The organism is Hydrococcus rivularis NIES-593 (assembly GCF_001904635.1).
GTDB classification, from domain to species: Bacteria; Cyanobacteriota; Cyanobacteriia; order Cyanobacteriales; family Microcystaceae; genus Hydrococcus; species Hydrococcus rivularis.
The window spans coordinates 46,078-67,546 of record NZ_MRCB01000015.1 but is presented as its reverse complement, the minus strand read 5'-3'; the positions used below and the strand labels follow the sequence as shown (position 1 = coordinate 67,546).

General features: G+C 43.3%; 19 protein-coding genes and 2 pseudogenes. 10 read left to right on the top strand and 11 right to left on the bottom strand.

All coding sequences use genetic code 11. The annotated features are described in order from the left end of the window. The 4 genes from NIES593_RS13425 to gatB form a co-directional block, all read right to left on the bottom strand. Positions 1–789, bottom strand: coding sequence for a YdcF family protein (locus tag NIES593_RS13425; protein ID WP_073600065.1), 789 nt, complete (start codon positions 787–789; stop codon positions 1–3). A 100-nt stretch (positions 790–889) separates the two neighbouring features. Then, complete coding sequence (locus tag NIES593_RS13420) at positions 890–1,387, bottom strand: hypothetical protein (RefSeq protein ID WP_073600064.1); 498 nt, start codon at positions 1,385–1,387, stop codon at positions 890–892. Beyond that, positions 1,384–3,558 (bottom strand): cation:proton antiporter, encoded by a 2,175-nt coding sequence (locus tag NIES593_RS13415; RefSeq protein WP_073600063.1) that lies wholly within the window; start codon positions 3,556–3,558, stop codon positions 1,384–1,386. The genes NIES593_RS13420 and NIES593_RS13415 overlap by 4 nt, the downstream gene beginning before the upstream one ends. Before the next feature lie 241 nt (positions 3,559–3,799). Next, positions 3,800–5,287 carry an Asp-tRNA(Asn)/Glu-tRNA(Gln) amidotransferase subunit GatB gene (gatB, locus tag NIES593_RS13410; protein ID WP_073600062.1) on the bottom strand — a complete coding sequence of 496 codons (1,488 nt, stop codon included), beginning with the start codon at positions 5,285–5,287 and terminating at the stop codon, positions 3,800–3,802. Between the two features lie 236 nt (positions 5,288–5,523). Between gatB and NIES593_RS13405 the strand changes: the two genes are divergently transcribed. Next, positions 5,524–5,706 (top strand): DUF4278 domain-containing protein, encoded by a 183-nt coding sequence (locus tag NIES593_RS13405; protein WP_073600061.1) that lies wholly within the window; start codon positions 5,524–5,526, stop codon positions 5,704–5,706. A gap of 62 nt (positions 5,707–5,768) precedes the next feature. Then, positions 5,769–6,182, top strand: a complete 414-nt coding sequence (gene pirA / locus NIES593_RS13400) for an arginine synthesis PII-interacting regulator PirA (RefSeq protein ID WP_073600060.1) — start codon at positions 5,769–5,771, stop codon at positions 6,180–6,182. Between the two features lie 6 nt (positions 6,183–6,188). Here pirA and NIES593_RS13395 read toward each other — a convergent pair whose 3' ends face one another. Then, complete coding sequence (locus tag NIES593_RS13395; RefSeq protein WP_073600059.1) at positions 6,189–6,890, bottom strand: HhH-GPD family protein; 702 nt, start codon at positions 6,888–6,890, stop codon at positions 6,189–6,191. 93 nt (positions 6,891–6,983) lie between these two features. Between NIES593_RS13395 and NIES593_RS13390 the strand changes: the two are divergent. From NIES593_RS13390 to NIES593_RS13380, 3 genes and pseudogenes are all read left to right on the top strand, one after another. Next, positions 6,984–7,550, top strand: a pseudogene (locus tag NIES593_RS13390) (bifunctional acetaldehyde-CoA/alcohol dehydrogenase); the annotation flags it as partial. Between the two features lie 331 nt (positions 7,551–7,881). Next, complete coding sequence (clpS, locus tag NIES593_RS13385) at positions 7,882–8,169, top strand: ATP-dependent Clp protease adapter ClpS (RefSeq protein WP_073600058.1); 288 nt, start codon at positions 7,882–7,884, stop codon at positions 8,167–8,169. A 104-nt stretch (positions 8,170–8,273) separates the two neighbouring features. Next, positions 8,274–9,128, top strand: a complete 855-nt coding sequence (locus NIES593_RS13380; RefSeq protein ID WP_175561130.1) for a CPBP family intramembrane glutamic endopeptidase — start codon at positions 8,274–8,276, stop codon at positions 9,126–9,128. Positions 9,129–9,143: 15 nt separating this feature from the next. On the opposite strand, the gene NIES593_RS24215 is transcribed toward NIES593_RS13380, so the two are convergent. From NIES593_RS24215 to infC, 3 genes are all read right to left on the bottom strand, one after another. Continuing rightward, on the bottom strand, positions 9,144–9,296 hold the full coding sequence (locus NIES593_RS24215) for a hypothetical protein (RefSeq protein ID WP_175561129.1): 153 nt from the start codon (positions 9,294–9,296) through the stop codon (positions 9,144–9,146). 263 nt (positions 9,297–9,559) lie between these two features. Beyond that, a complete protein-coding gene (locus NIES593_RS13375) occupies positions 9,560–11,275 on the bottom strand; it encodes a helicase HerA domain-containing protein (RefSeq protein ID WP_073600057.1) in 1,716 nt (571 codons plus the stop codon). Positions 11,276–11,405: 130 nt separating this feature from the next. Beyond that, positions 11,406–11,936, bottom strand: a complete 531-nt coding sequence (gene infC, locus NIES593_RS13370) for a translation initiation factor IF-3 (RefSeq protein WP_015143322.1) — start codon at positions 11,934–11,936, stop codon at positions 11,406–11,408. A 303-nt stretch (positions 11,937–12,239) separates the two neighbouring features. Here infC and NIES593_RS13365 point away from each other — a divergent pair, with 303 nt between their 5' ends. Together NIES593_RS13365 and NIES593_RS13360 are read left to right on the top strand one after the other, a co-directional pair. After that, positions 12,240–13,217, top strand: a complete 978-nt coding sequence (locus NIES593_RS13365) for an alpha/beta fold hydrolase (RefSeq protein ID WP_073600056.1) — start codon at positions 12,240–12,242, stop codon at positions 13,215–13,217. Between the two features lie 98 nt (positions 13,218–13,315). Continuing rightward, entirely contained in the window at positions 13,316–13,900 is a 585-nt protein-coding gene (locus NIES593_RS13360; protein ID WP_073600055.1) for a rhomboid family intramembrane serine protease, read from the top strand. Positions 13,901–14,370: 470 nt separating this feature from the next. Here NIES593_RS13360 and NIES593_RS24210 read toward each other — a convergent pair whose 3' ends face one another. Continuing rightward, positions 14,371–15,129 carry a choice-of-anchor W domain-containing protein gene (locus NIES593_RS24210; RefSeq protein WP_342747360.1) on the bottom strand — a complete coding sequence of 253 codons (759 nt, stop codon included), beginning with the start codon at positions 15,127–15,129 and terminating at the stop codon, positions 14,371–14,373. Between the two features lie 353 nt (positions 15,130–15,482). On the opposite strand from NIES593_RS24210, the pseudogene NIES593_RS25580 reads away from it, so the two are divergent. After that, positions 15,483–15,800, top strand: a pseudogene (locus NIES593_RS25580) (2-succinyl-5-enolpyruvyl-6-hydroxy-3-cyclohexene-1-carboxylic-acid synthase); the annotation flags it as partial. 209 nt (positions 15,801–16,009) lie between these two features. Here the strand turns inward: NIES593_RS25580 and acnB are convergent. Together acnB and NIES593_RS13345 are read right to left on the bottom strand one after the other, a co-directional pair. Further along, the gene (gene acnB, locus NIES593_RS13350) at positions 16,010–18,619 is read right to left on the bottom strand and encodes a bifunctional aconitate hydratase 2/2-methylisocitrate dehydratase (RefSeq protein ID WP_073600053.1); all 2,610 of its coding nucleotides are present in this window, start codon (positions 18,617–18,619) and stop codon (positions 16,010–16,012) included. Positions 18,620–19,712: 1,093 nt separating this feature from the next. Further along, complete coding sequence (locus tag NIES593_RS13345; protein WP_073600052.1) at positions 19,713–20,372, bottom strand: class I SAM-dependent methyltransferase; 660 nt, start codon at positions 20,370–20,372, stop codon at positions 19,713–19,715. 54 nt (positions 20,373–20,426) lie between these two features. Between NIES593_RS13345 and NIES593_RS13340 the strand changes: the two genes are divergently transcribed. After that, entirely contained in the window at positions 20,427–20,915 is a 489-nt protein-coding gene (locus NIES593_RS13340) for a hypothetical protein (protein ID WP_073600051.1), read from the top strand. A 51-nt stretch (positions 20,916–20,966) separates the two neighbouring features. After that, entirely contained in the window at positions 20,967–21,455 is a 489-nt protein-coding gene (locus NIES593_RS13335) for a hypothetical protein (RefSeq protein ID WP_073600050.1), read from the top strand. Positions 21,456–21,469 lie beyond the last annotated feature (14 nt).

Below are 21,469 nucleotides of genomic sequence, written 5' to 3'. Positions count from 1 at the left end.
TTAAAGCCATCCTCGCAGACGATAAATTGCTATGCCGATATATTCCTTGAGAACTCTGGTTGTTTTATCGAGTCGATCGCTATCTGGCAATAAATTGAGGATAATTGCCTGAAAACTATTTCCTAAGAATTGATTTTCGAGTTCGCTAACTAAAAAGTCCGTCGGTGCTGGAATAGCTTCTATTCCTTGCCGTTTAAAAATGAGAAGCGATCGCGGCATATGTAGGGCAGAAGTAATTAATAACACTTTGCGAATGCCTTTTTCATCAAGAATTTTTTTGACCTCGACCGCATTTTGATAGGTGTTGAGAGAGTTTGGTTCTTGAATAATTGCCTCCGATGGCACTCCCATCATTTCTAGCAATTGTGCCATATCTGCCGATTCGGAGCGATCGTTGTTGAGCCAATCTATTCGACCGCCAGAGGCGATAATTAAAGGTGCTTTTTTATCGCGATATAATTTCGCTGCGTAGAGAACGCGATCGCCCTGTTCGTTTACATCTACCATTGGTCGAGGTTTAGAAGCAGGTTTAATCGATCCTCCCAGGATTACGATCGCTTCTGCTGTTGGAATATCTGTCGGAAGATTTTGCCATTCCAGCGAGGTTACTAAGAAAGTCGTTACCCAAGCATTACTACTTAATAAAATAATTCCTAGTGCTAGGGCAATGGGTAATTGTTCCCAAGAAAACTTTTTCCATGACATTACTAGAGCAATTACTAAACAGATAGAAACTAATCCTAATGGGTAGATAAATATAGGCAATAATTTGGATAAAAAGAGAAACATTCTCTAACTTATACTTTTGTTAATAATTCTGTTAATAATTCATTTTTCACCAAGAAATAAATTTCTTGTTTCCCAAATATTAAGTCCGTTCAAACGGACTTTAGCATTTTAGACAGAGAATAAATTCTCTGTCTACTGGTTCGGATTTGGTTGGTAATGTTTCTAGAGTTCCTGTAAAATTTATTTCTTGAGGATTAGCATTCCATCTAATTGCTCCTATAAATGTCTTTTGTTGAGTGCGTCCTTTGATTTCAATTCCATTGTTTGAATTAGGAATTTGACATTGAGCGATGCGTTCGGCTTTACCTGATAATAATACCTGTTCGTCATTAAGTTTGCCATCTAAAGTAATTTTTTGTTCGTTTGTCGATAAATTTCCAAATAAATAAATTCCTGATTGTTCTATGTTTAAATTGAGTGTTTTCGATCCAAGACATTCTGGTAATGCTTGAGAATTAATTCGATAATTTCCAGCCACAGATGGAGAAGCTTTTAGATAAGTTTCTCCGTAGGCAGTAATCCCTTTAAAAAGAACCAAAACCGAGCCTATCATGACTCCATAAAATGTTAAAGATTTTAAGTTAAAATGTTCTTTCATTGTTTGTCATTCGATCGCGATAAGAGCGAATTTTGTTCTGGATTTACCAAAGAACTAATATGACTAATGACGCGAGAATAGCGGCGAGTAATTAATAAAGACGAGTGGCATTCTTGCGACAGTCGGTCGGTATAGCGTCCCAAGGTTTGACGTTCGATTCCCCATGCCGGACTCGTTCCTGCTATAGTGAGATCGGCATTGCGCGATTCTCTAATTGCCGTTCGGATGGGATCGGTTTCTTCTTGAGGTTTAATAATTTCTATGCGCGATCGCACCTCTTGAGGCAATAATTGTAACATGTTGCGCAATTCATAGCCTAACTCATTGGTTTCTTGCTGAGCTTTTGTAAAGCGAAGAATTTTTAGGGTTCGATTGGGACTGTTTATCAGCAATCTTAAGGCAAGCGACAAGGCAAAATCGTCATGAATATTATCAGAATGAGCGACTAAAAGCGAGTCTAATTTTTGCTGTCTGTTATCGATAAAAACAGCGACATCGACTGGAGAAGTATTCAAAATTTTTCCTACTCTTCCTCCCAACCGATTCATGCTAAAGGTCGAACGGTGCCAACCAACAATAATTAAGTTAGCATTATCGGCGATGGCAATGTTAGCTGTTTCTCGCGCGACATCGTTAGCAATGCGAACGATGGGAGCAACATTCTTTCTCATCTCAGGAGGTTCTAACGTCTCAATTAATGCTTCTAATTCTTCTCGTCGCTGTCTAATTAATCTTTCTGCTTCATCGGGAGTACTTTGGAAAAAATAATCTTCTTCCAATTCGATTAAACTAAGAGGATGAACGACAGAAGATAGATTTCCTGCGATCGCGACTGCTAAATTAAGCAGACTTGATTGAGTTTTTGGATTAGCAACTGGCACCAATATTTTATAAGCAGGAGAAGGTTTTGCTGCTACTTCTTCGGGTTGTTCCTCAATCAGATCTAACCGAATTTTTTCTTTCGGATAAGTTAACTCCAACAGAGGAGAAGTCATAAATGTCGTCACCAATGCCATAATGACTAGCATGGTAAATAATAGCGGCGAAATGACTCCATAACTCAAGCCAATATTTAAGACAATTAACTCGGTTAATCCGCGAGTATTCATCAACCAAGCTAAAGCGGAAGCATCTCTTTTTTCAATGCCAGATACTCGCGCTGCAACATATGTCCCTGCATATTTCCCAATAATAGCAACGGCTACAACTGCACCACATAACAGCCATAATTCAGGGCGATCTAACAAACCAATTTGCGTCCGCAAACCGCTAAAAGCAAAGAAGACGGGCAGTAAAAAAATGAGAACGAAATCTTCAGTTTTCTCAGCCAGTTCTCTCACTAAACCTGCATGTTTGGGCATGACTGCCCCTAATAAAAATGCACCAAAAATGAGATGAATTCCAATAAGTTCTGTAATGAGGGCAGAAGTAACAACTGCCATGTAAATTCCTGCCAAAACTAACTGAGATAGTCTTCCCTTGCGCCTGTAATGAACGACCAGTTTTTGCAAAAACCATCGCCCTACCGTTACCATAAAGGCGATATAAATTAGGGCTTCAATAATAGTTGGAAAAGCACCTGCCACGCTGTTAGTTCGAGTCACTGCGATCGCGAGTGCTAATAAACACCACGCCGTAACGTCATCGACTGCTGCACAAGTTAGGGCTAGAGTTCCTAATTTTGTCCCTTGTAAATTATTTTCGGTAATAATCCGCGCCAATACTGGAAAAGCAGTAATTGACATAGCTGCGCCCAAAAACAACGCAAAAGCAGTAAAGGAAACCGAACTATTGGAAACTAAAGGATAAAGAAATAGTGCCAGTAAACTTCCTAAAGAAAAAGGAACGATAATACTAACGTGAGAAGTTAATATAGCAACGTTAAGCTGACTTTTTAAATATTTCGGATTGAGTTCTAACCCAATCAGAAACATAAAAAAGATTAAGCCAATTTCTGATAAGACATTTAAGAAGGGTAAAGTTGACTCAGGAAATAAAAAGTTAGCGATCGCTGGAGAAACTAGCCCTAATAAAGAGGGTCCTAACATAATTCCAGCGATGATTTCTCCAATGACTAAAGGCTGTTTGATTGCGCGGCATCCAACTCCCATGATTCGGGAGAGGGCTATGACAATCAGAACTTGAACGAGGACTAAAATGGCTATTTGCATAAAAGAATTATCGATTATAAATGGAGCATTTCTAATAACTTTTTAGAAATTTTTAAGCAGAATATAGGAGGATAAAAAGTTACTTACAATAAAGAAAATTAAGTCTTAAATAAAAAACAACAAAAAAGGGAGATCCTGCCAAGGGATTCTCCCAAAATATCAGGGTGCATCTACTGAGTACAGTCTACCACTATGAGAGTTAGAAGGAAAAAAACAGTAAAATTGTTTCACAATTTGATACTTATTCCTGAAGTTTTTTATCTATCAACTGATTAGTCAGCTTTGGATCGGCACGTCCGCTAGTTTTCTTCATTACCTGTCCGACAAAGAAACCTTTAATATTGCCTTTGCCGCTACGAAACTTTTCAACTTCCTTGGGATTGGCGGCAATGATTTCATCGATAATTTTTTCTAGTTTTGCGGGATCGGACAGTGTAGTCAGTCCTTTCTTTTCTACCAAATCCTTGGCAGATCCCCCCTTGGCCAACAGTTCTGGCAAAATATCCTTGGCAATTTTGTTACTAATCGTTCCTTTTTCGATTAAGTTGACTAATTCTGCCAGAATTTCGGGTTTGAGAGCGATTTCGCCAATACTTAATTTGTTATTATTCAAATAAGCAGCAATATCTTGAGTGACCCAGTTGGCAACCAATTTGGGATTAGCCCCCGCCGCGACTGCCGCTTCAAAATATTCTGCCACGTTGCGATCGTCGGTCAACACGCGAGCATCATAGGCAGACAATCCTAGCTCTGATTCATAACGATGGCGTTTTTGGGCAGGAAGTTCCGGGATTTCCGCTCTCCATTTCTCCAACTGTTCGGCAGAAACTTCGATCGGCGGCAAATCGGGTTCTGGGAAATAGCGATAATCGCTAGACCCTTCTTTAGACCGCATGCTGACGGTGCGTTGACCGTTTTCTTCCCACAGTCGAGTTTCTTGGACGATCGTTTCGCCGTTTTCTAGGGCAGAAATTTGCCGTTCGATTTCGTAGTCGATCGCTTTTTGGATGGCACTGAACGAGTTCATATTCTTAATTTCTACCTTCGTGCCAAATTTTTTCTCTCCTACCGGACGAACGGAGACATTAACATCGCAACGCAGCGATCCTTCCTGCATATTGCCGTCGCTAATGCCAAGGTAGCGTACCAGACGGCGCAACTCCTGTGCATATTCTGCTGCTTCTTGGCCCGATCGCAAATCGGGTTCGGAGACGATTTCGAGCAGGGGAACCCCAGTACGATTGAAATCGACTAGAGAATGAGTGGAACCGGAGAGGCGATCGCTACCTGCATGGACGAGTTTTCCTGCATCCTCTTCCATGTGTAAGCGAGTAATCCCAATGGTTTTGCGCGTTGCTTGCCCAGTTTTTTTATCCACTAACTCGATTTCTAAAGAACCGTGTTGGACAATGGGGAGGTCGTACTGAGAAATTTGGTAATTTTTCGGCAAATCGGGATAAAAATACTGTTTGCGATCGAATTTGCTGTGAGGGGTTATTTGACCGTTAATGGCAAGTCCCAGCTTAACCGCAGAGGCAAGGACTTCTTCGTTGAGAACGGGTAAGACTCCAGGATATCCCATGCAGACGGGACAGATATTGGTATTGGGAGGACTGTCAAAGTTAGTAGAACAGGTACAGAAAATTTTACTTTTCGTGTTGAGCTGGCAGTGAATCTCTAGACCAATAATGGCTTCATACTCGGTTTTAACAGGTGTAGCAGTAGCCATGAGCAATTAAAACATACTATCATAGACGGCTCTATTGTATCTTTGCCGAACCTTTCCTCTGCAAAAAAAGTTGAGCGATCGTTTCGTAACCTATTTTTGACAAAATGTAATCATAGATACAGAATTATTTGTTGTTTTTGCTAATAGCTGCTACCTTAGCAATAGGGGACGGGAATAATAACGCTAGAGTTGCCTAGCGCGTTCTCCTTGTCCCCCATTCAAGCGGAGGTATAGTCATGAGACTTTCTTTTCGTGGTATCGAGTATGAATATCGCCCTGTAGTGCAGGAAGTCATGGAAGACGGAATCGACGGAACCTATCGGGGCGTTCCCTCAAAAATTCATCGCTCTCAAAAGCCATTGTGCCGTCGTTATTCTCAAGAAATGATTTATCGGGGCGTTCATTACCGCATCAGTTAAGCATTCGAGCGATTGCAAACTTTAAAATTTGAATTTTGAACTGTTATTTAGAGGCAAACGATATGAAACTATCCTATCGGGGTATTGATTATGAAAAAGAGCTACCAATTCTAGAGATGAATGAAGGAGAAATTGGTGGCAAATATCGCGGACGAAACTGGAATTATCGCTATCCCAGACATATTCCCCAACTTCAGCCCAAATGGGATCGACAGTATCGAGGGATAGCCTATAGCACTCGTCCCATACCTAGAGAAGGAGAAATTTTTGTTCCTCAATGGGATACGACGGGCGTGTATTATCCGCTTCCCACGCAACAGCCGCAGACAGTTGTTGCTGACGAAATCTCCCAAACCCATCTAGAAAATATGCGCCGCAGTCTAGAACGTCGCTTACAAGTCGCTAAAGCAAACGGCGACGAACATCTAATCGATCTTCTAGAAAAAGAATCTCAGCAACTGGCACTGGAGAAATAACTATTTCTATAATAAAAAAGCTGAATTGGCATAATTGCACTGCTTTTGTAGAGGACACTTGTCGCAGAGAGGATTTTTAGCCGTACAGACTGTGGCACCAAAATCGAGCAACGTTAGATTCCACGTTCCTACCTTTCTGGCAGGGGCAACCGACTCTGCGGCTTTCCAAAGCAACTTGCAACGAGATTTCACCCGCTCTCCCCGCAGTCCGAAAAAGCGCTCTAAAATCCGAGCAACATTAGTATCGAGAACGGCTAGCGGTTGGTTGAAGGCATTGGCACAGATAGACCGCGCTGTATAGATGCCGATTCCTGGCAATGCTAGCAATTTATCTTCCGAAAGAGGGATTTTTCCTTGATATTTTTCCAGTATGGTTTGTGCCGACTGTAGTAGTCGCTCGGCTCGAAATAGGAGACCGAGCGGTTTTAAAATTTGGGCAAGATCGTCAACAGTTGCTGCGGCTAAATCTTTGAGAGTAGGATATCGAATCAGAAAAGTTTCGTAAATAGGGACGACTGTAGCCGCATCAGTCTTTTGCAACATGAATTCGGCGATGAAGATAGCATAGGGGTCAGTAGTACGTCGCCAGGGAAAGTCGCGCAAGTTTTTCTTGGCCCAAGTAGACAACTGGCGGCGAAACCATTTGATTTTAGCTCGAGTGAGTCTTTCTGAAAGGGTTTTTTCGGAGTGAGAAATTATAGCTGTCATTGTACTGGGAATTTAAAATAAATCGAGTATACTTTTGCCGCTGTTGTCGTTCGATCTCACGCCAAGACGCAAAGGCGCAAAGAAGATCCCTAATTTAAAGATCTTCCCAGTGCCTATAAGAATGGGGCAAGCGATCCCAAGGCGCGGGAGAAGGTTCACTATGTGGCAACGATGGCAGGGATGGCATTTGCCAATGGATTTTTAGGGATTTGTCATTCGATGGCGCACCAGTTGGGGGCAATGTTCCACATTCCCCACGGGTTAGCTAATGCGCTGATGATTTCCTACGTCATCCGCTACAACGCTACGAATGCACCCTTCAAGCAAGCCACTTTCTCTCAATACAAATATCCTAATGCGATGTGGCGCTATGCTCGCATTGCCAATTATCTGGGATTGGGAGGCAATACTGAAGAAGAAAAGATCGATCGCTCGATCGAAGTAGTAGAAGATCTCAAGCACGAGTTAGAGATTCCGACGGCAATCAAAGATGTCATCGACGAAAGCGAAACGGAATTTTATACCAAGCTAGATGAACTCGCAGATCGCGCTTTTGACGATCGGTGTACCGGATCTAACCCGCGCTATCGGCTGATTGACGATCTCAGGAAACTGTTAATCGATGCCTATCACGGCAATTCGCCCCTTCATGCCAGTTAGAATGGTAACGGTCGTGCAGGCGCAGTACAAATCAAACCCGATCCGCAACCGATCTTTTCTGTTCTCAAGCAGCATTAAAGATTGGAAATAGCTTAACTCAGACCTTGCATTGTCATGTTGAGTCCTTCGCTTTACGATGCGGATAAACTCCGCGAAACATCTGGAGAAATCATCAGCAGTAGCGAAGGATGACATACTGGTGCAAGATATAGTTGGTAACATTACCGAGCGATCGCTATATAACTTTTCACGACCGTAAAGAATGATTTAACATTTTTTATATGAGTTAAGAACTTCAAAGAGTAACTGAACTAATCAACGGAGGAAAACTGTGTCTACCGAAGTTCTGGAAAAGCGTTCTACCTCAACAGTCCGTAAACCAGCTCCTCGCTATCGCGTCCTACTCCACAACGATGATTTCAATACGATGGAGTATGTCGTACAAACTCTCATGAAGGCAGTGGCAGGAATGACCCAGCCTCAAGCTGTCAATATTATGATGGAAGCGCATACCAATGGCGTTGCCTTGGTCATTACCTGTGCGTTAGAACCCGCCGAGTTCTACTGCGAGACGCTGAAAAATCATGGCTTGAGCAGTACTATCGAACCGGATGAGTAAAATCAATCTAGAGTCGGCTAGCAACGAACAGCGATCGCACCTACAACGCTGTTCGAGACTCTTTCTTGTTAGATTCAGCCCAAAAAAGCAAATTCTATTTAATCTTGACTTTTAACTTAACTCGTATTATCTCTTACCCAGCACCAGCAAGGCTGGGGATTTTTATCTTAGCCTTGCTGTCAATCTGGCTTCCTTTAGCGATTCCTGTTTATAGTCTCCTAAAAAGCGACCCCAATTTAGCCACAATTCTGACGATGGGGTTGATGTTTATAGCATTTATAATTTTGCTTCGCTTCTGGAGTCAAAAAGTTTACCTAGACTCCCATTGGCTAAAACGTTACGGGTTAGTTGGGACAAGACAAAATGGTGTCGATCTCCTCAATGGTTTGAGTATTGGTTTATTATCTGTGCTAGGTTTATTTGCTTTAGAAGCAATTCTCGGTTGGGTTATTATTAAAACTCCTTCAATATTTTTATTGAGAATTGTTGGGGAAGGCTTATTAAGTGCTTTGGGAATTGGATTAGCCGAGGAATTATTATTTAGAGGATGGTTTTTGAATGAGTTAGAGCGAGATTATTCTCCCAATACCGTTCTTTGGGCAAATGCACTAATTTTTGCGCTACTACACTTTCTCAAACCCATCGAAGAAATTCTTCGGACTTTTCCAACTTTTCCTGCTTTAATTTTACTGGGATTGACGTTAGTTTGGGCAAAACGTTCTAGCTCTCAACGATTGGGAATCTGTATTGGCATTCATGCCGGTTTAGTCTGGGGATATTATATTCTTAATGTCGGTCAATTGTTGCAATATACAGGGAAAGTCTCTCCTTGGATAACGGGAATAGATAATAATCCGATTGCGGGTGCGATGGGGATAATTTTCTTAGGGATTTTAGCAGTTTGGATGAGGAAGAGAGCAAGAATCAGTGGAAAAATAAAGCCTTCTGTAGATACTTAATCGATTTAAAAATTATTACTTAAGTTGCGATCGAAGCCAAGATTGAGGAAATTCGAGAAGTTTGGTTATCTCATACCAATTTTCATGCTTTTCGCGATCGACATTCTTCACCCCTCTCCCTATTTGGGAGAGGGGTTGGGGGTGAGGGCAATCGACTATCTCTGTCATTAATGAATGAAAATTGGTATCAGATCTTGCACCTGCGCTTCACTCAACAAGGGAATGAATTCCCAAGCGCGATCGCAAAAGTCCTCGCCTATAGGACTAAATGATGACTAGATAAGGCTTTCAGTCCATTTTAATGGACTTATGCCGTTAGCCAAGAAATTTATTTCTTGGCAAGAGGTCTAATGTTTACTATCTAGCAGCAGTATGAGAAATTTTGTCTCCAATTGGAGACAAATACGAATATGATGTGGTTCTTTAAAATATCAAAACCCCAAATCCGCCCTAGCTGACTTAGCCGCTGCCAACACTTCCTCATCTGGCATCGCTTCCCAATCGGTATCGCCTATTTCAGCATAAAATTTTTGGTCGTAGGCGCGGGTACGCACCACCACGGGCATGGGAACGGCGTGACCGAGAATTAGCGCTTGTTGTTTGGAGTCGAGTTTTGCTAAAACCGATCGCAAACCTTGACCGCCAGACACCCCAGTAAAAATCGCATCGATATCTTTTTCGTCGTTCAGCAAGCAGGTGATGCGGGTGCCAACTTGAGACATAACCTCATTATCGATGCCGGAGGGACGCTGATCGACGATTAACAAAGTCACGAAATACTTGCGCATCTCCCTGGCAATGGTGCCGAAAATCGTTTGCTGAACGATTTTTGAGTCGAGAAAGCGATGGGCTTCTTCAATGGTAATCACTAGCTGGCGAGGGCGGTCTTGAGGATTTTTGGATTGCAAAAACTTTTCGGATTTTTTGACATAGCTGGCATGGATGCGTCGGGAGATCATATTAGTTGCCAGCATATAAGATAGCAAATTCGATTGAGATCCAAACTCGATTACAACGTGCTTGCCAGCATCGAGGGATTGCAAGATTTGGTCGATATAGTTGTAAGGACAAGCCGTGCGCAGGTATTTTAGGCTATTTAGGCGCAAAAGTTTGCGCTGCAAGGACATGATCGAACCCGCGTGTCCCTGCTTCTCCTGACAAAACATCTTGATATCCTCGTTCGACATATTCAGCAACTGGATAATCCAGGATTTGCTGTATTCGGAGTAGAGGATATTGGCATTGTCGAGACTCGCTTCGGATAAGCCCAATTCTTGTCCGACGAGTCTGATATCTTCGATTTCGATTTGATCGTAGCTGAGGTAGAGTTCCTGGGCATCTCGCACCCCTCGTCGTTTGGTGGATTCGGGGTCGAGGGTGTAAATTTCTACCTGTCCGGGAAAGAGTTGGCGCAGTCCTTTGACGGTCGAGACTTCTTTGCCTTCCCGCATCGCTTCCCAACCGTATTCGGAATGCATGTCGAACATAAGGTTAACGGCGGCTTGCTTGCGAATGATCCCGGAGATTAACAAGCGCGTTAGAAACGATTTGCCCGTCCCCGATTTGCCGAAGACTCCGTTACTGCGTTCGACAAAGCGGTCTAGATCGATGCAGACGGGGACATCCATATCCAAGGGTTGTCCTATGGCAAAATTGCGTCGATGGGGGTCGTCTTCCCAACCGAAGACAGCGCGAAAATCTTCTTCGCTGGCATCAAAAACTTGGCTGAAATGGGCGGGAATGGTTTTAACTGGAAGTAACTCCAGGTTGACGCTGGTTTGTGCCTCAAAGGAGGCGAGGGGACTTTTCCCGTTGGTAGAAGGAGGCGGTGGCGTTTGTGCCTTGTCTTCATCGGTGGGAGTAAACATCAACATGGGAGAAAGCTCGATCGTCCCATAGGTACCGCTTCCGGCTAATACTTCGTGCAAAAAACTATCGTCGGGACTGGGGGGATTGGCGAGGATTCTTTGACTAGCTGCGCCTAAAGCCACGTCAGTGAGGAGACAAAAAAAGCGCGATCGCGTTCCTCGAACGACTAGAAATTTCCCGACTCGCATATCTTCTACCGAAACATCGGCATGCAAGCGAACTTCTAGCCCTTTACTTAGGGAACCTTGGATGATAGAACCGAGAGGTTTTTCGTTCATACCTCATCTTGATTGGCTTTTTTTATGCTACACCTAAGTTGTCTCAAAAAGATAAAAAGTCAAGAGAAATTCTGAATTTAAAATGCCAATTCAGAATTCTAACTCCTGACTTTTTAAGGAAAAGTCTTAGTTACTTTTTAGGTGCGAGCAACATCATCATGTTGCGACCTTCCTTCTTTGGGGCTTGCTGAACTTCGGCAACTTCTTGCAAATCTGTTGCCAGTCGGTTGAGCAATTCTTCGGCTAAGTGAGAGTGTTGAATTTCTCGACCTTTGAAAGTAATAGTTGCCTTAACTTTATCGCCTGACTTGAGAAAGCGTTGCGCTTGATTGACCCTGACATGGTAGTCGTGGTCGTCGATTTTATAGCGCATTTTTACTTCCTTAACATCAGCAGTATGTTGTTTTTTCTTCGCTTCCCTAGCTTTTTTCTCCTGTTCAAACTTATATTTGCCGTAGTCCATAATCCGGCAGACAGGAGGTTTGGCTGTCTCGCTAACCAAGACTAAATCCAATTCTTTTTCTTCAGCCATTCGCAGCGCCTCGCTGGGCGTGAAAATGCCAAGTTGCGATCCATCGGTATCGATGACGCGAATTTCAGGAAAACGAATTCTTTCGTTAATTTGAGGTAAATCTTTTTGATTACGCTTTTTTTCTATCACAGGCAAGATGATTTTCTCCGAGCGGTAAATTAAACAACACGAATAAATAAGGTAGATCTTACTTCTGTCATTTTACTGATTCCGAACAAACTTCTGTTTATATTATTAACTTTAATTTTGATTTGAGGCGAAACCGTTACAGAGTGTAAGCTAGTTGACCAAAACAATCTGTAATTGCGAATAGCCGCTTCGCGGCTTGACAAACTGTTCTTTAGAACCAAACAAAACTAGATGGTCGAGACGGCAACACTACAATTACTACAATTATAAGGAAGTACACACTTGTTCGCACAGAGGCATTGGGTGATAATTACCGAAAACTGGTCAAAACGCATAGGTCGTCAACGAGACTGGGCATGGCGAGGCTGGCAAACGCGCTATACCTACCTGCGCTCCTCGAAAAAGCACGACCCATCAAAACCGCCCTTGATTCTCATTCACGGGTTTGGGGCTGCGATCGAGCATTGGCGCAATAATATTCCCGTTCTGAGTCAGTCGCATACGGTTTATGCGCTAGATTTGGTGGGATTTGGGGCTTCTCGCAAAGCAGCTACCGACTACACTGTCAATCTTTGGGTCGAGCAATTATACGATTTCTGGCGAACCTTTATCGGTCAGCCAGTCGTTTTGGTCGGCAATTCCATCGGGTCGCTGGTTTGTATGACAGCCGCTGCTACCTATCCCCATATGGTCGAAGGGATTGTCATGCTCAGCTTGCCCGATGTATCTATACTACGGCAAGAGACGCTCCCAAAATGGCTGCAACCAATCGTTATGGGGATCGAAAATGCGATCGCGTCTCCTCCTTTGCTTAAGGCAATCTTTAAAATCCTGCGCCGTCCGGAGGTCGTGCGTCGTTGGGCAAAGATAGCTTATGTCAATCGGGCGGCGATTACTGACGAACTGGTACAAATTCTAGCAGCTCCCGCTCAAGATAAGGGCGCAGCGGGAACTTTTCATCGTTTATTCAAGTCGGTGCGATTGCCGCAATTTTCTCCGCCGGCAAAAGAGGTGTTGCCGACGTTAAACATTCCCATCCTTTTGGTTTGGGGTCGTCAAGATTGCATGGTTCCCTTTGCCATCGCGCCCTCTGTGGCATCTCTCAACCCCAAAATCGAGTTTGTGCCTCTCGACAATGTCGGTCACTGTCCCCATGATGAATCTCCAGACCAATTTAACGCAATTTTGCTCGACTGGCTAGAAGCTAATTTCAACCAGGCGAAAGCAGTTGAAAGGATCGAATCGAAATGCTTCAAAAGCGTTATTGAAGAGGCCAGCTAGCATTTCTTGAGATTTCTTAAAAGCAGGATGAGAAATCCATCAGCTTGCTAGTCTAGAAGAATAAAAAAATCAAATCTAAACCGGATTCAGTAAAAATCATGAGCAGAAATGCCATTGCCCGCGAATTAAAGACCCAAGCGACAATTTTAGGTTTGTTCGTCGCCACCTTCTGGGTTGTAGAAATCATCGATCGCGTCATTTTCCGAGGCAGATTAGATCTATTGGGCATTATTCCCCACTCTTTTATCGGACTGCGAGGAATTTTGTTGGCTCCTTTTCTCCACGGCGGGTTTCCACATCTGATTGCCAATACCATTCCCTTCCTCATGCTGGGTTGGTTGGTCATGCTACAAGAAACCAGCGACTTTTTCATCGTGACGCTGCTGACGATGCTGGTTGGCGGGTTTGGAGTTTGGCTATTTGCCGTACCCGGTACGGTTCATGTCGGCGCGAGTATCCTAATTTTTGGCTATCTGGGTTTTCTGCTTTTTAGGGGCTATTTTCAGCGCAATTTGCCTTCCATTCTTTTATCAATTATTGTGGGTCTGTTGTATGGTGGCTTAATCTGGGGCGTTTTGCCAAGCAACAACGGGATTTCTTGGCAAGGACATTTGTTTGGCTTTTTGGGCGGCGTTTTAGCGGCACGAATGATTGCCAGAGAAAAGCGGTTCTATGGCAAATAGGGCGTTAAGGGAGGGAATAGAACGCTCAATCCTCAACTTTCTCGATCCCAATCGCCTGCTTGACAGTTTGAGCAATATTTTCTGACTTTCCTACGAGAGTGCCATCGATATCCAGTACCAAGCATTTAATTTCTGGTTTTTCCACGGCTATTGACTATTTTTATTGACTTTTTGGCATACTTTACACGATAGAGGCTACACTAGCTAGATAATTTATCTAAAATGACAAAGGATAACTGACCGATTCCCAATAGCGGAAAATCGCCCAAGCCGTTACCGACACTCTCGTTTCTACATTGGGAACGAAATCAGAATGGGTAACAATCTATCGAATATTTTCAATCTATATAGATAGTTCTGCCGCTTTCATTTCGGGTTGTGACGGTAGTTCAAAGCTCGTCTGTTGGCATTTAGAGTTAAAATCTTAAATGAGTAAATTAACAGAAGGACAGCTAGCAATTCATATTTCTCTATCTATTTTCCTCTGTATTTGCCTTTTTGCACTTCAGTGTAGAAGAAGCACCTATAGTGCCAACTGCTAGCAAACCTAAAATTGAAGCGGGTTCGGATACGGCTACAGGACGATTGTATCCCTTAATTTTAAAACCAACACGACTGTTAGCTCCTTTGGCTTGAGGGTTGTTGCTAGTCCAACTCATGCTAACAAATCCTTTAAGAGAGGCAATAGATTCATTGCTGCTAAAAAAGTTTTTAGTAATTGCTGTTTGGTTTGAAGTAGAAGGTGCTGTAGCAGAACTAGAAATCCCAGAAACAGAAGTAAAAATACTGTCGTTGATACCCTTTACTTCCGTCACTTCTAAAGAAATTTTTGTACCTGGATCGACCATATTTAATGTCGTTGTTGCTCTCGTCCAAAGATAAAATCCATTAAATTCATTCATTACAGAATTAGCATTAAAAAACGAAACTTGTTTTCGTAAATCAGATCCTAAAGTAAATTTTATCTGACGATTACTGCTGTCCCAATCTAACTGCCAGGGAACTTGCTCATTGTTAACCCAATTCCATTGTCTTTCAGTACCAGATTGAACTTGATACTTGTTATTTTGTAGTGCCAACTCCCAAGTACTTAGACTACCAACTTTTCCTTCAACAGCCCAATTTAAATCCGTCCATTCTTGTGTTTCTGTTGGTTTATCTCCCTCGCCTACAAATTGCAAATTAGTAGCAGATGCAGCCTGAGTACAGCAAGATAAAGTCGTTAATATAGTTCCAATAGTAGTAGAGATAATTATTGATTTTATGGCAATTTTTAATATTATTAATTTAGTAAAAATACTACAATTATTTTACTTAGTAAACTATTTAATTAGTTAAAGATATTGTAAAGTTATTAGTGAGTTTTATGAAGTAATCTTGAGGCGATCGCAGCTGACTTTAGCTTTACGCAAAAGTTTTTCAAAGGAATTGTAAATTTAATCGCTAATCCTATGAAGTTAGAGTAAAGTTGACCAAGAGTTTTAGATTGCCTAAATTAGGACTCTAAATCCGCTCTCACATCCATTAGATTGCTAGATAAGATTGAGGGGAAGAAGGGAGATTCTGCTTACCTGAAGTAGAAAAAGCGATCGCGCGTCTGTCTTGCTTTTTTAATTATCCCGTTTTTGCGGAAGCACTCTCTGGGCTGAAAAATTATGCCAATCTCAATCCTTATTTAATTGCGACCTACGACCCGATTTTACGCGATCGCCAACTCGCTGAAAAATTAGCCCCAGAAATCGTCATTCAATTGAGCGAATTGCCTACCAGTAAAGAACTCCGCCTTGGTTAGAAACAACGCAACCCCACCGCTGGATCGTCGATGTGAGTTGGGAAAATTTCGATCCGCTTCATGGCAAAACAATTCATTTACGGACATCGATCGAACAATTGTCGTCGCTACTCGCGTCGATAGAGATCGTTATGCGATCGCAAGTTCCCAGACTTTTTGTTCCGCGTCCTAAAGATTAACCAATGATTCTATGAAAAATACCCCTCTCCTTGTAGGAGAGGGGTAGGGAGGTGAGGTCAAACCCTACTTCAGCGTACCTCGCTTAAAGATATCGAAAGTAAAGTTGACTCTCTCAGGTAGGGAGGTGAGGTCAAACCCTACTTCAGCGTACCTGCTGGAATCCCCAGAATATCCTCAATCTTGGGCATTTCTTCGAGAGGAATGACGCGACCTTCGTCTTCAAAACCTGCAATTTGGTCGAAGTTAAGATAGCGATATAAATCACCGGCGAACGGATTAATTTTTTCTGCCACAATCGACATATATTCCTCAACCGTAGGAATGCGTCCCAACAGGGCACAAACGGCTGCTAATTCCGCCGAACCGAGATAGACTCGCGCATCTTTGCCCATGCGGTTGTTGAAGTTGCGGGTAGAGGTTGAAAACACTGTCGCGCCATCTTCAACTCGTGCTTGGTTGCCCATGCACAGAGAACATCCGGGCATTTCAGTCCGTGCGCCTGCCGCCGCGAAAATCCCATAAACCCCTTCTTCACGGAGTTGTTTTTCATCCATGCGAGTCGGCGGACAAATCCAGAGGCGCACTTTGACATGACCCGCCCCTTCCAAGATTTTAGCTGCCGCGCGATAGTGACCGATATTGGTCATGCAAGAACCGATGAAGACTTCATCGATTTTGTCGCCCGCGCATTCGGACATTAATTTGACATTATCGGGATCGTTGGGTGCGGCAACAATCGGTTCTTTAATCTCGCTTAAATTGACTTCGATAACATCGGCATATTCCGCATCTGCATCCGCTTCCATGAGGACGGGATTCGCCAACCATTGCTCCATTTTTGCCACGCGGCGCATAATGGTACGGGCATCTTGATATCCCCGTGCCACCATGTTTTTGAGTAGGGCAACGTTGGAACGAAGATATTCAGAAACCGTCTCGATGCTTAGTTTAATCGTACAGCCGCCACAAGACCGTTCTGCCGTTGCATCGGTGAGTTCAAATGCCTGTTCGACTTTCAAATCGGGCAGCCCTTCCATCTCCATAATGCGTCCGTTGAAGACATTTTTCTTATTTTCTTTGGAGACGGTTAGCTTGCCTTGTTGCATGGCAACGTAGGGGATAGCATTGACGATATCCCGCAACGTCACGCCGGGTTGCAATTCTCCGCTAAAGCGCACTAGCACCGATTCGGGCATATCCAAAGGCATGACTCCCAATGCTGCCGCGAATGCCACTAAACCGGAACCCGCAGGGAAAGAAATGCCCAAGGGGAAACGGGTATGGGAGTCGCCACCCGTACCGACGGTATCGGGTAATAACATCCGGTTTAACCAGGAGTGGATGATTCCGTCGCCGGGACGCAACGCGACACCGCCGCGAGTGGCAAAGAAATCGGGCAGTTCGTGGTGAGTTTTAATATCGACGGGTTTGGGGTAGGCAGCGGTGTGACAGAAACTCTGTAATACCAAGTCGGCACTAAATCCAAGACAAGCCAGTTCTTTCAATTCATCCCGCGTCATGGGACCTGTCGTATCCTGCGACCCTACTGTGGTCATAATCGGTTCGCAAGAGGTCCCCGGACGAACGCCGGGTAAACCGCAAGCTTTGCCGACCATTTTCTGTGCCAAGGTAAAGCCTTTGCCCGTATCTTCTGGCATCTTGGGACGAACGAAGAGAGGACTGGGTTCTAATCCCAATGCATGGCGGGTTTTATCGGTTAAGCTGCGTCCGATGAGTAAGGGAATGCGTCCTCCGGCACGCACTTCGTCGAGGATGGTTTCGGGTTTGAGGGTGAAGGTTGAAATGACTTCTCCTGCTTCGTTGGCAATTTCTCCTTTGTAGGGATAAATGGTAATGACATCCCCAATATTCATCTTGGTAACGTCGCATTCGATGGGCAACGCACCGGAATCTTCGGCGGTATTAAAGAAAATTGGCGCAATTTTACCGCCTAAGATATACCCTCCCGACCGCTTGTTAGGAACGTAGGGAATATCTTTACCGATATGCCACAAGACGGAGTTAATGGCAGATTTCCGCGAGGAACCCGTCCCAACTACGTCGCCGACATAGGCAATGGGATAACCTTTTTTCTTTAGTTCGGCAATGGTATCCAATGCCCCTGGCATCCGCGTCTCTAACATGACCGTAGCGTGGAGGGGAATATCGGGGCGAGTGGTAGCATGAGGGGCGGGGGATAAGTCGTCGGTGTTGGTTTCTCCCGGTACTTTGAAAACGGTTACTGTAATCGCTTCTGGTAGCTTGGGACGGGCAATAAACCATTCCCCATTCGCCCAAGAGTCGATGACTCGTTTGGCGTAGGGATTGGTTTCGGACAATTCCAGAATTTCGTTAAAGGCATCGAAGACAAGTAGGGTTTTACTAAGTGCCTCTGCCGCAGCAGAGGCAATATTGGTATCTCTCGATCTAAGTAGTTCGATAAGCGAGTGTACGTTATAACCGCCTACCATCGTCCCCAAAAGTTTTACTGCGTCTAAGGGAGAAATGACGGGAGAGGTAATGTCTCCTTTGGCGATGGCGGTTAGAAATCCTGCTTTTACATACGCTGCTTCGTCTACACCGGGGGGAACTCTATCCGTCAGCAGCGTCAACAGTTCTTGTTGTAGTTCTTGGGGGGGATTTTTCAGTAGTTCGCACAGTTCGGAGGTTTGTTGTGCGTTTAGTGGTAAGGGGGGGATGCCTAATGCTGCTCTTTCGGCGACGTGTTTGCGATAGGCTTCTAACATCAATGGTTCTCCTCGGTATTGGATAAGGTTATCTTTTTATAAGGATTACAATCTCATCAAGATATTTTGTACTAGGGTACAGATAAATAATTTTATTTTTGTATTCGGTTTGCTGTGTCTAAATTTTTAGGGTTTTTATCTCACGCAGAGGAGGCACGGGTGCGGAACCTGCGTCCGCACAATGAGTGCCGTCGCGCAAAGGCGCAAAGGAAGATCGCTAAGGTAACAGTTTTGGCAAGAAGTTTAAAGGATTTGTGTCAGTAGATTTTGACATGGATAAATGTTTAGATCGCGATCGCAACGATAGTCTTCTCTTTATATTGTAACTGCTAAAATTCCCGATCTAAGCTTAGGCACAAAACTGGAATGACTTTTAAAAGTCTGTCATACTTTGTACTGATTGATATAACAAAGTAATACTTGGTAATTCATGTTTTAATGTTTCACTCTGCTTGAGGTATACTGAAGCGATAAATTCTACATTTAGAATCAAAAGTTTATAAAAAATTATGCGATAGATAAATTATGACTGTCCCCGATTTTTATATAATATTTATCAGTCAAAAGAATAAAACAAAGAATAATTTACAATCATAGGCACTTTCCTAGATTGATGTCAGATTGGTATAACTCATATAAATGTATTATAAATGTATCAGATGTGGGTATGAATTTATTATTGAACAATAAAAATTAGTCGAGATAATTTCAACTAAACATAATATGTTTCTGTTGTTGGATTGCGTTTATGCTTAACCAAACCTATGCGATCGTGTAATTTTCTAGTATCTCTTTCTTTGTGTCCTTTGTGGTTTATTAATTCATCACTAAAAAATGCGATCGCGCTATAACCTCATCACTCCATTCGACCGTAATAAACGATAGTATCGTACTCGAACGTAACAATTCCATTGACTTGATAAGTCTCAAAAATTTTTCTGATTTCGCTAGCATTGCTTCGTAATTTTGATGTTTTACTTCTGGCGTATAAAAAGAAGATAATAATCTTCCTTAGCGATTAGAAACGGTGTAGAATCCGTGCGGCGATCGTTCGTACATCTTCTTTGGCCTTTTCACAAGAATGCGCATCAAGCTAATCAGTCCAAACTCGCTCTATCGTCCAATGCCTATCCGAAGACTGATAGATATTTACGCCCTCTAAACCGACGGTTTGCACCAATTTTTCGACTTCTGCTAGCGTAAAAGCCGCGTGCAGCGAATCTTGAAATAACTGCTTTTGATGGTTATCATATTCAGAACCGATCGCTTCAACCATCTGATGCATTATGTCTTCAGTGGAGGGGCGAAGCAAATCCCGAATCAAGATAGCACCATTGGGTTTTAAGACTCTCTTAAGTTCTTGTAAAAAAGGTAGGGGATCGGGTAAGTGATGGATCAAACTGTTAGAAATAACTGCATCAAAGTCCTCGTCAGGGTAAGGCATCTGCTTAGCGTCTATTAACTCCAGACTAATTTGCCTCCCTAAATTAGCTTTTTCAACGTTTCTTTTGCCGACTTCTAGCATGGATTGCGCCAAATCGATCGCAGTAATTTGCCAATCGGGACGCTGTTGGCAAATTAGAATAGGGATACGTGCCGTTCCCGTGCCCGCATCGAGGACTTTTGCCTTTGTAGGGGCAAGTTCTATCGCCCGTTGAGCAAAAGCAGTATTGACTTCCGCGAAGTCCATTGCATCGTACTCAAGAGCTTCTTCGGGACTATCCATGACTTCTGGTTCGAGAATTCGCTGCATAATCGTTCAATCCTTAAAACTTTTCCTGACGTTTCGCATTCAAACTGGAGATTGATGAAATTAGACCAACAGCTACAAATTTTAATTGAGGAAGCCTCCGAGCAGGGAGTTCCTGCTTGGGCGATGGAAAAAGCAGTCATTCCTATTCTCAAAGCCTTTGCCAGTCAGCTACAACACCTAGAATATTACATTTTGCAAAGTCGCGATCGCGATTGGATTGTCACCACCCTCAGCAACGTAGAAAAACCCCAGCAGGAAAAACGGGTTATCTATGCCTTTTCGTCTCCTGAAGATGCTGCCAATTCTCAGGAAAACTCCAATTTAGAAATTGCCATTGCTTCCGTACCAGTTACCCATCTCCTGTTTCAACTCTTTGCGCTTGATGGAGTAGAGAGCATCATTTTTCTGGAAATCCCAGGAAATTTAGAAAAAGGAGTTGAAATCTTCCGTGCTAGCCTGCAAAACAGCATTCATAAGCAACTGAAATCCTTATCTCCCTCGACTCCTTCTAAATCCACAAATATTCCTTCCAATTTGGCTTAAAACCGACTATTTAACCCTCTTGAACGTTCAAAATCTAAAATAACAAAGCTAATGTCTGAACCTACCAATTCAAGCACTCGTTTCAGTTTTTATGGCACCTATACTTGTCCGGTTTGCCGTCACGGTGAAATTTCTGTCATCCCGTTGATGGAGGCATTTTCTTGTAACTTTTGCCGTCATATTTTTACGGCTAATTTAGAGCAGCAGACAATCAAAATGGCAGACAGCCAACTTCCCCTTACTTGGCGGTGGAATGGTCGAACTTGGACGGGAGGATATCGAGAAGAAAACGAACTGGGTTGGGGCTATTGGATAGCTGGAATTGCGTTTGTCTTGCTTCCCACAAGCCTTGTTGGTTTGGGTGCTTATCTATTTCCTCCCTTGCCAGGAAGCACCTTGTCTTGGTTGCCGCTATTCTGGATGGGGTTAACTTTTTTCGCCCATTTAACTTGTTTGGGTTGGCTAGTTTTGGAATATTACCAATTCCCACTTTCTCTTTACGTAAGAGCTATAGGCGAACGCTTGTTCGCGCGTTTTTAGCCAGACGCTTTATT

Bases quoted from the DNA above. Each gene is read 5' to 3' on its own strand.
- NIES593_RS13375 (WP_073600057.1), bottom strand. From the start codon at position 11,275: ATGAACGAAAAACCTCTCGGTTCTATCATCCAAGGTTCCCTAAGTAAA.
- NIES593_RS13360 (WP_073600055.1), top strand. From the start codon at position 13,316: ATGAGCAGAAATGCCATTGCCCGCGAATTAAAGACCCAAGCGACAATT.
- NIES593_RS13415 (WP_073600063.1), bottom strand. From the start codon at position 3,558: ATGCAAATAGCCATTTTAGTCCTCGTTCAAGTTCTGATTGTCATAGCC.
- NIES593_RS13405 (WP_073600061.1), top strand. From the start codon at position 5,524: ATGAGACTTTCTTTTCGTGGTATCGAGTATGAATATCGCCCTGTAGTG.
- pirA (WP_073600060.1), top strand. From the start codon at position 5,769: ATGAAACTATCCTATCGGGGTATTGATTATGAAAAAGAGCTACCAATT.
- gatB (WP_073600062.1), bottom strand. From the start codon at position 5,287: ATGGCTACTGCTACACCTGTTAAAACCGAGTATGAAGCCATTATTGGT.
- NIES593_RS13395 (WP_073600059.1), bottom strand. From the start codon at position 6,890: ATGACAGCTATAATTTCTCACTCCGAAAAAACCCTTTCAGAAAGACTC.
- acnB (WP_073600053.1), bottom strand. From the start codon at position 18,619: ATGTTAGAAGCCTATCGCAAACACGTCGCCGAAAGAGCAGCATTAGGC.
- NIES593_RS24215 (WP_175561129.1), bottom strand. From the start codon at position 9,296: ATGACAGAGATAGTCGATTGCCCTCACCCCCAACCCCTCTCCCAAATA.
- NIES593_RS13335 (WP_073600050.1), top strand. From the start codon at position 20,967: ATGTCTGAACCTACCAATTCAAGCACTCGTTTCAGTTTTTATGGCACC.
- NIES593_RS13420 (WP_073600064.1), bottom strand. From the start codon at position 1,387: ATGAAAGAACATTTTAACTTAAAATCTTTAACATTTTATGGAGTCATG.
- NIES593_RS13425 (WP_073600065.1), bottom strand. From the start codon at position 789: ATGTTTCTCTTTTTATCCAAATTATTGCCTATATTTATCTACCCATTA.
- NIES593_RS13345 (WP_073600052.1), bottom strand. From the start codon at position 20,372: ATGCAGCGAATTCTCGAACCAGAAGTCATGGATAGTCCCGAAGAAGCT.
- NIES593_RS13340 (WP_073600051.1), top strand. From the start codon at position 20,427: ATGAAATTAGACCAACAGCTACAAATTTTAATTGAGGAAGCCTCCGAG.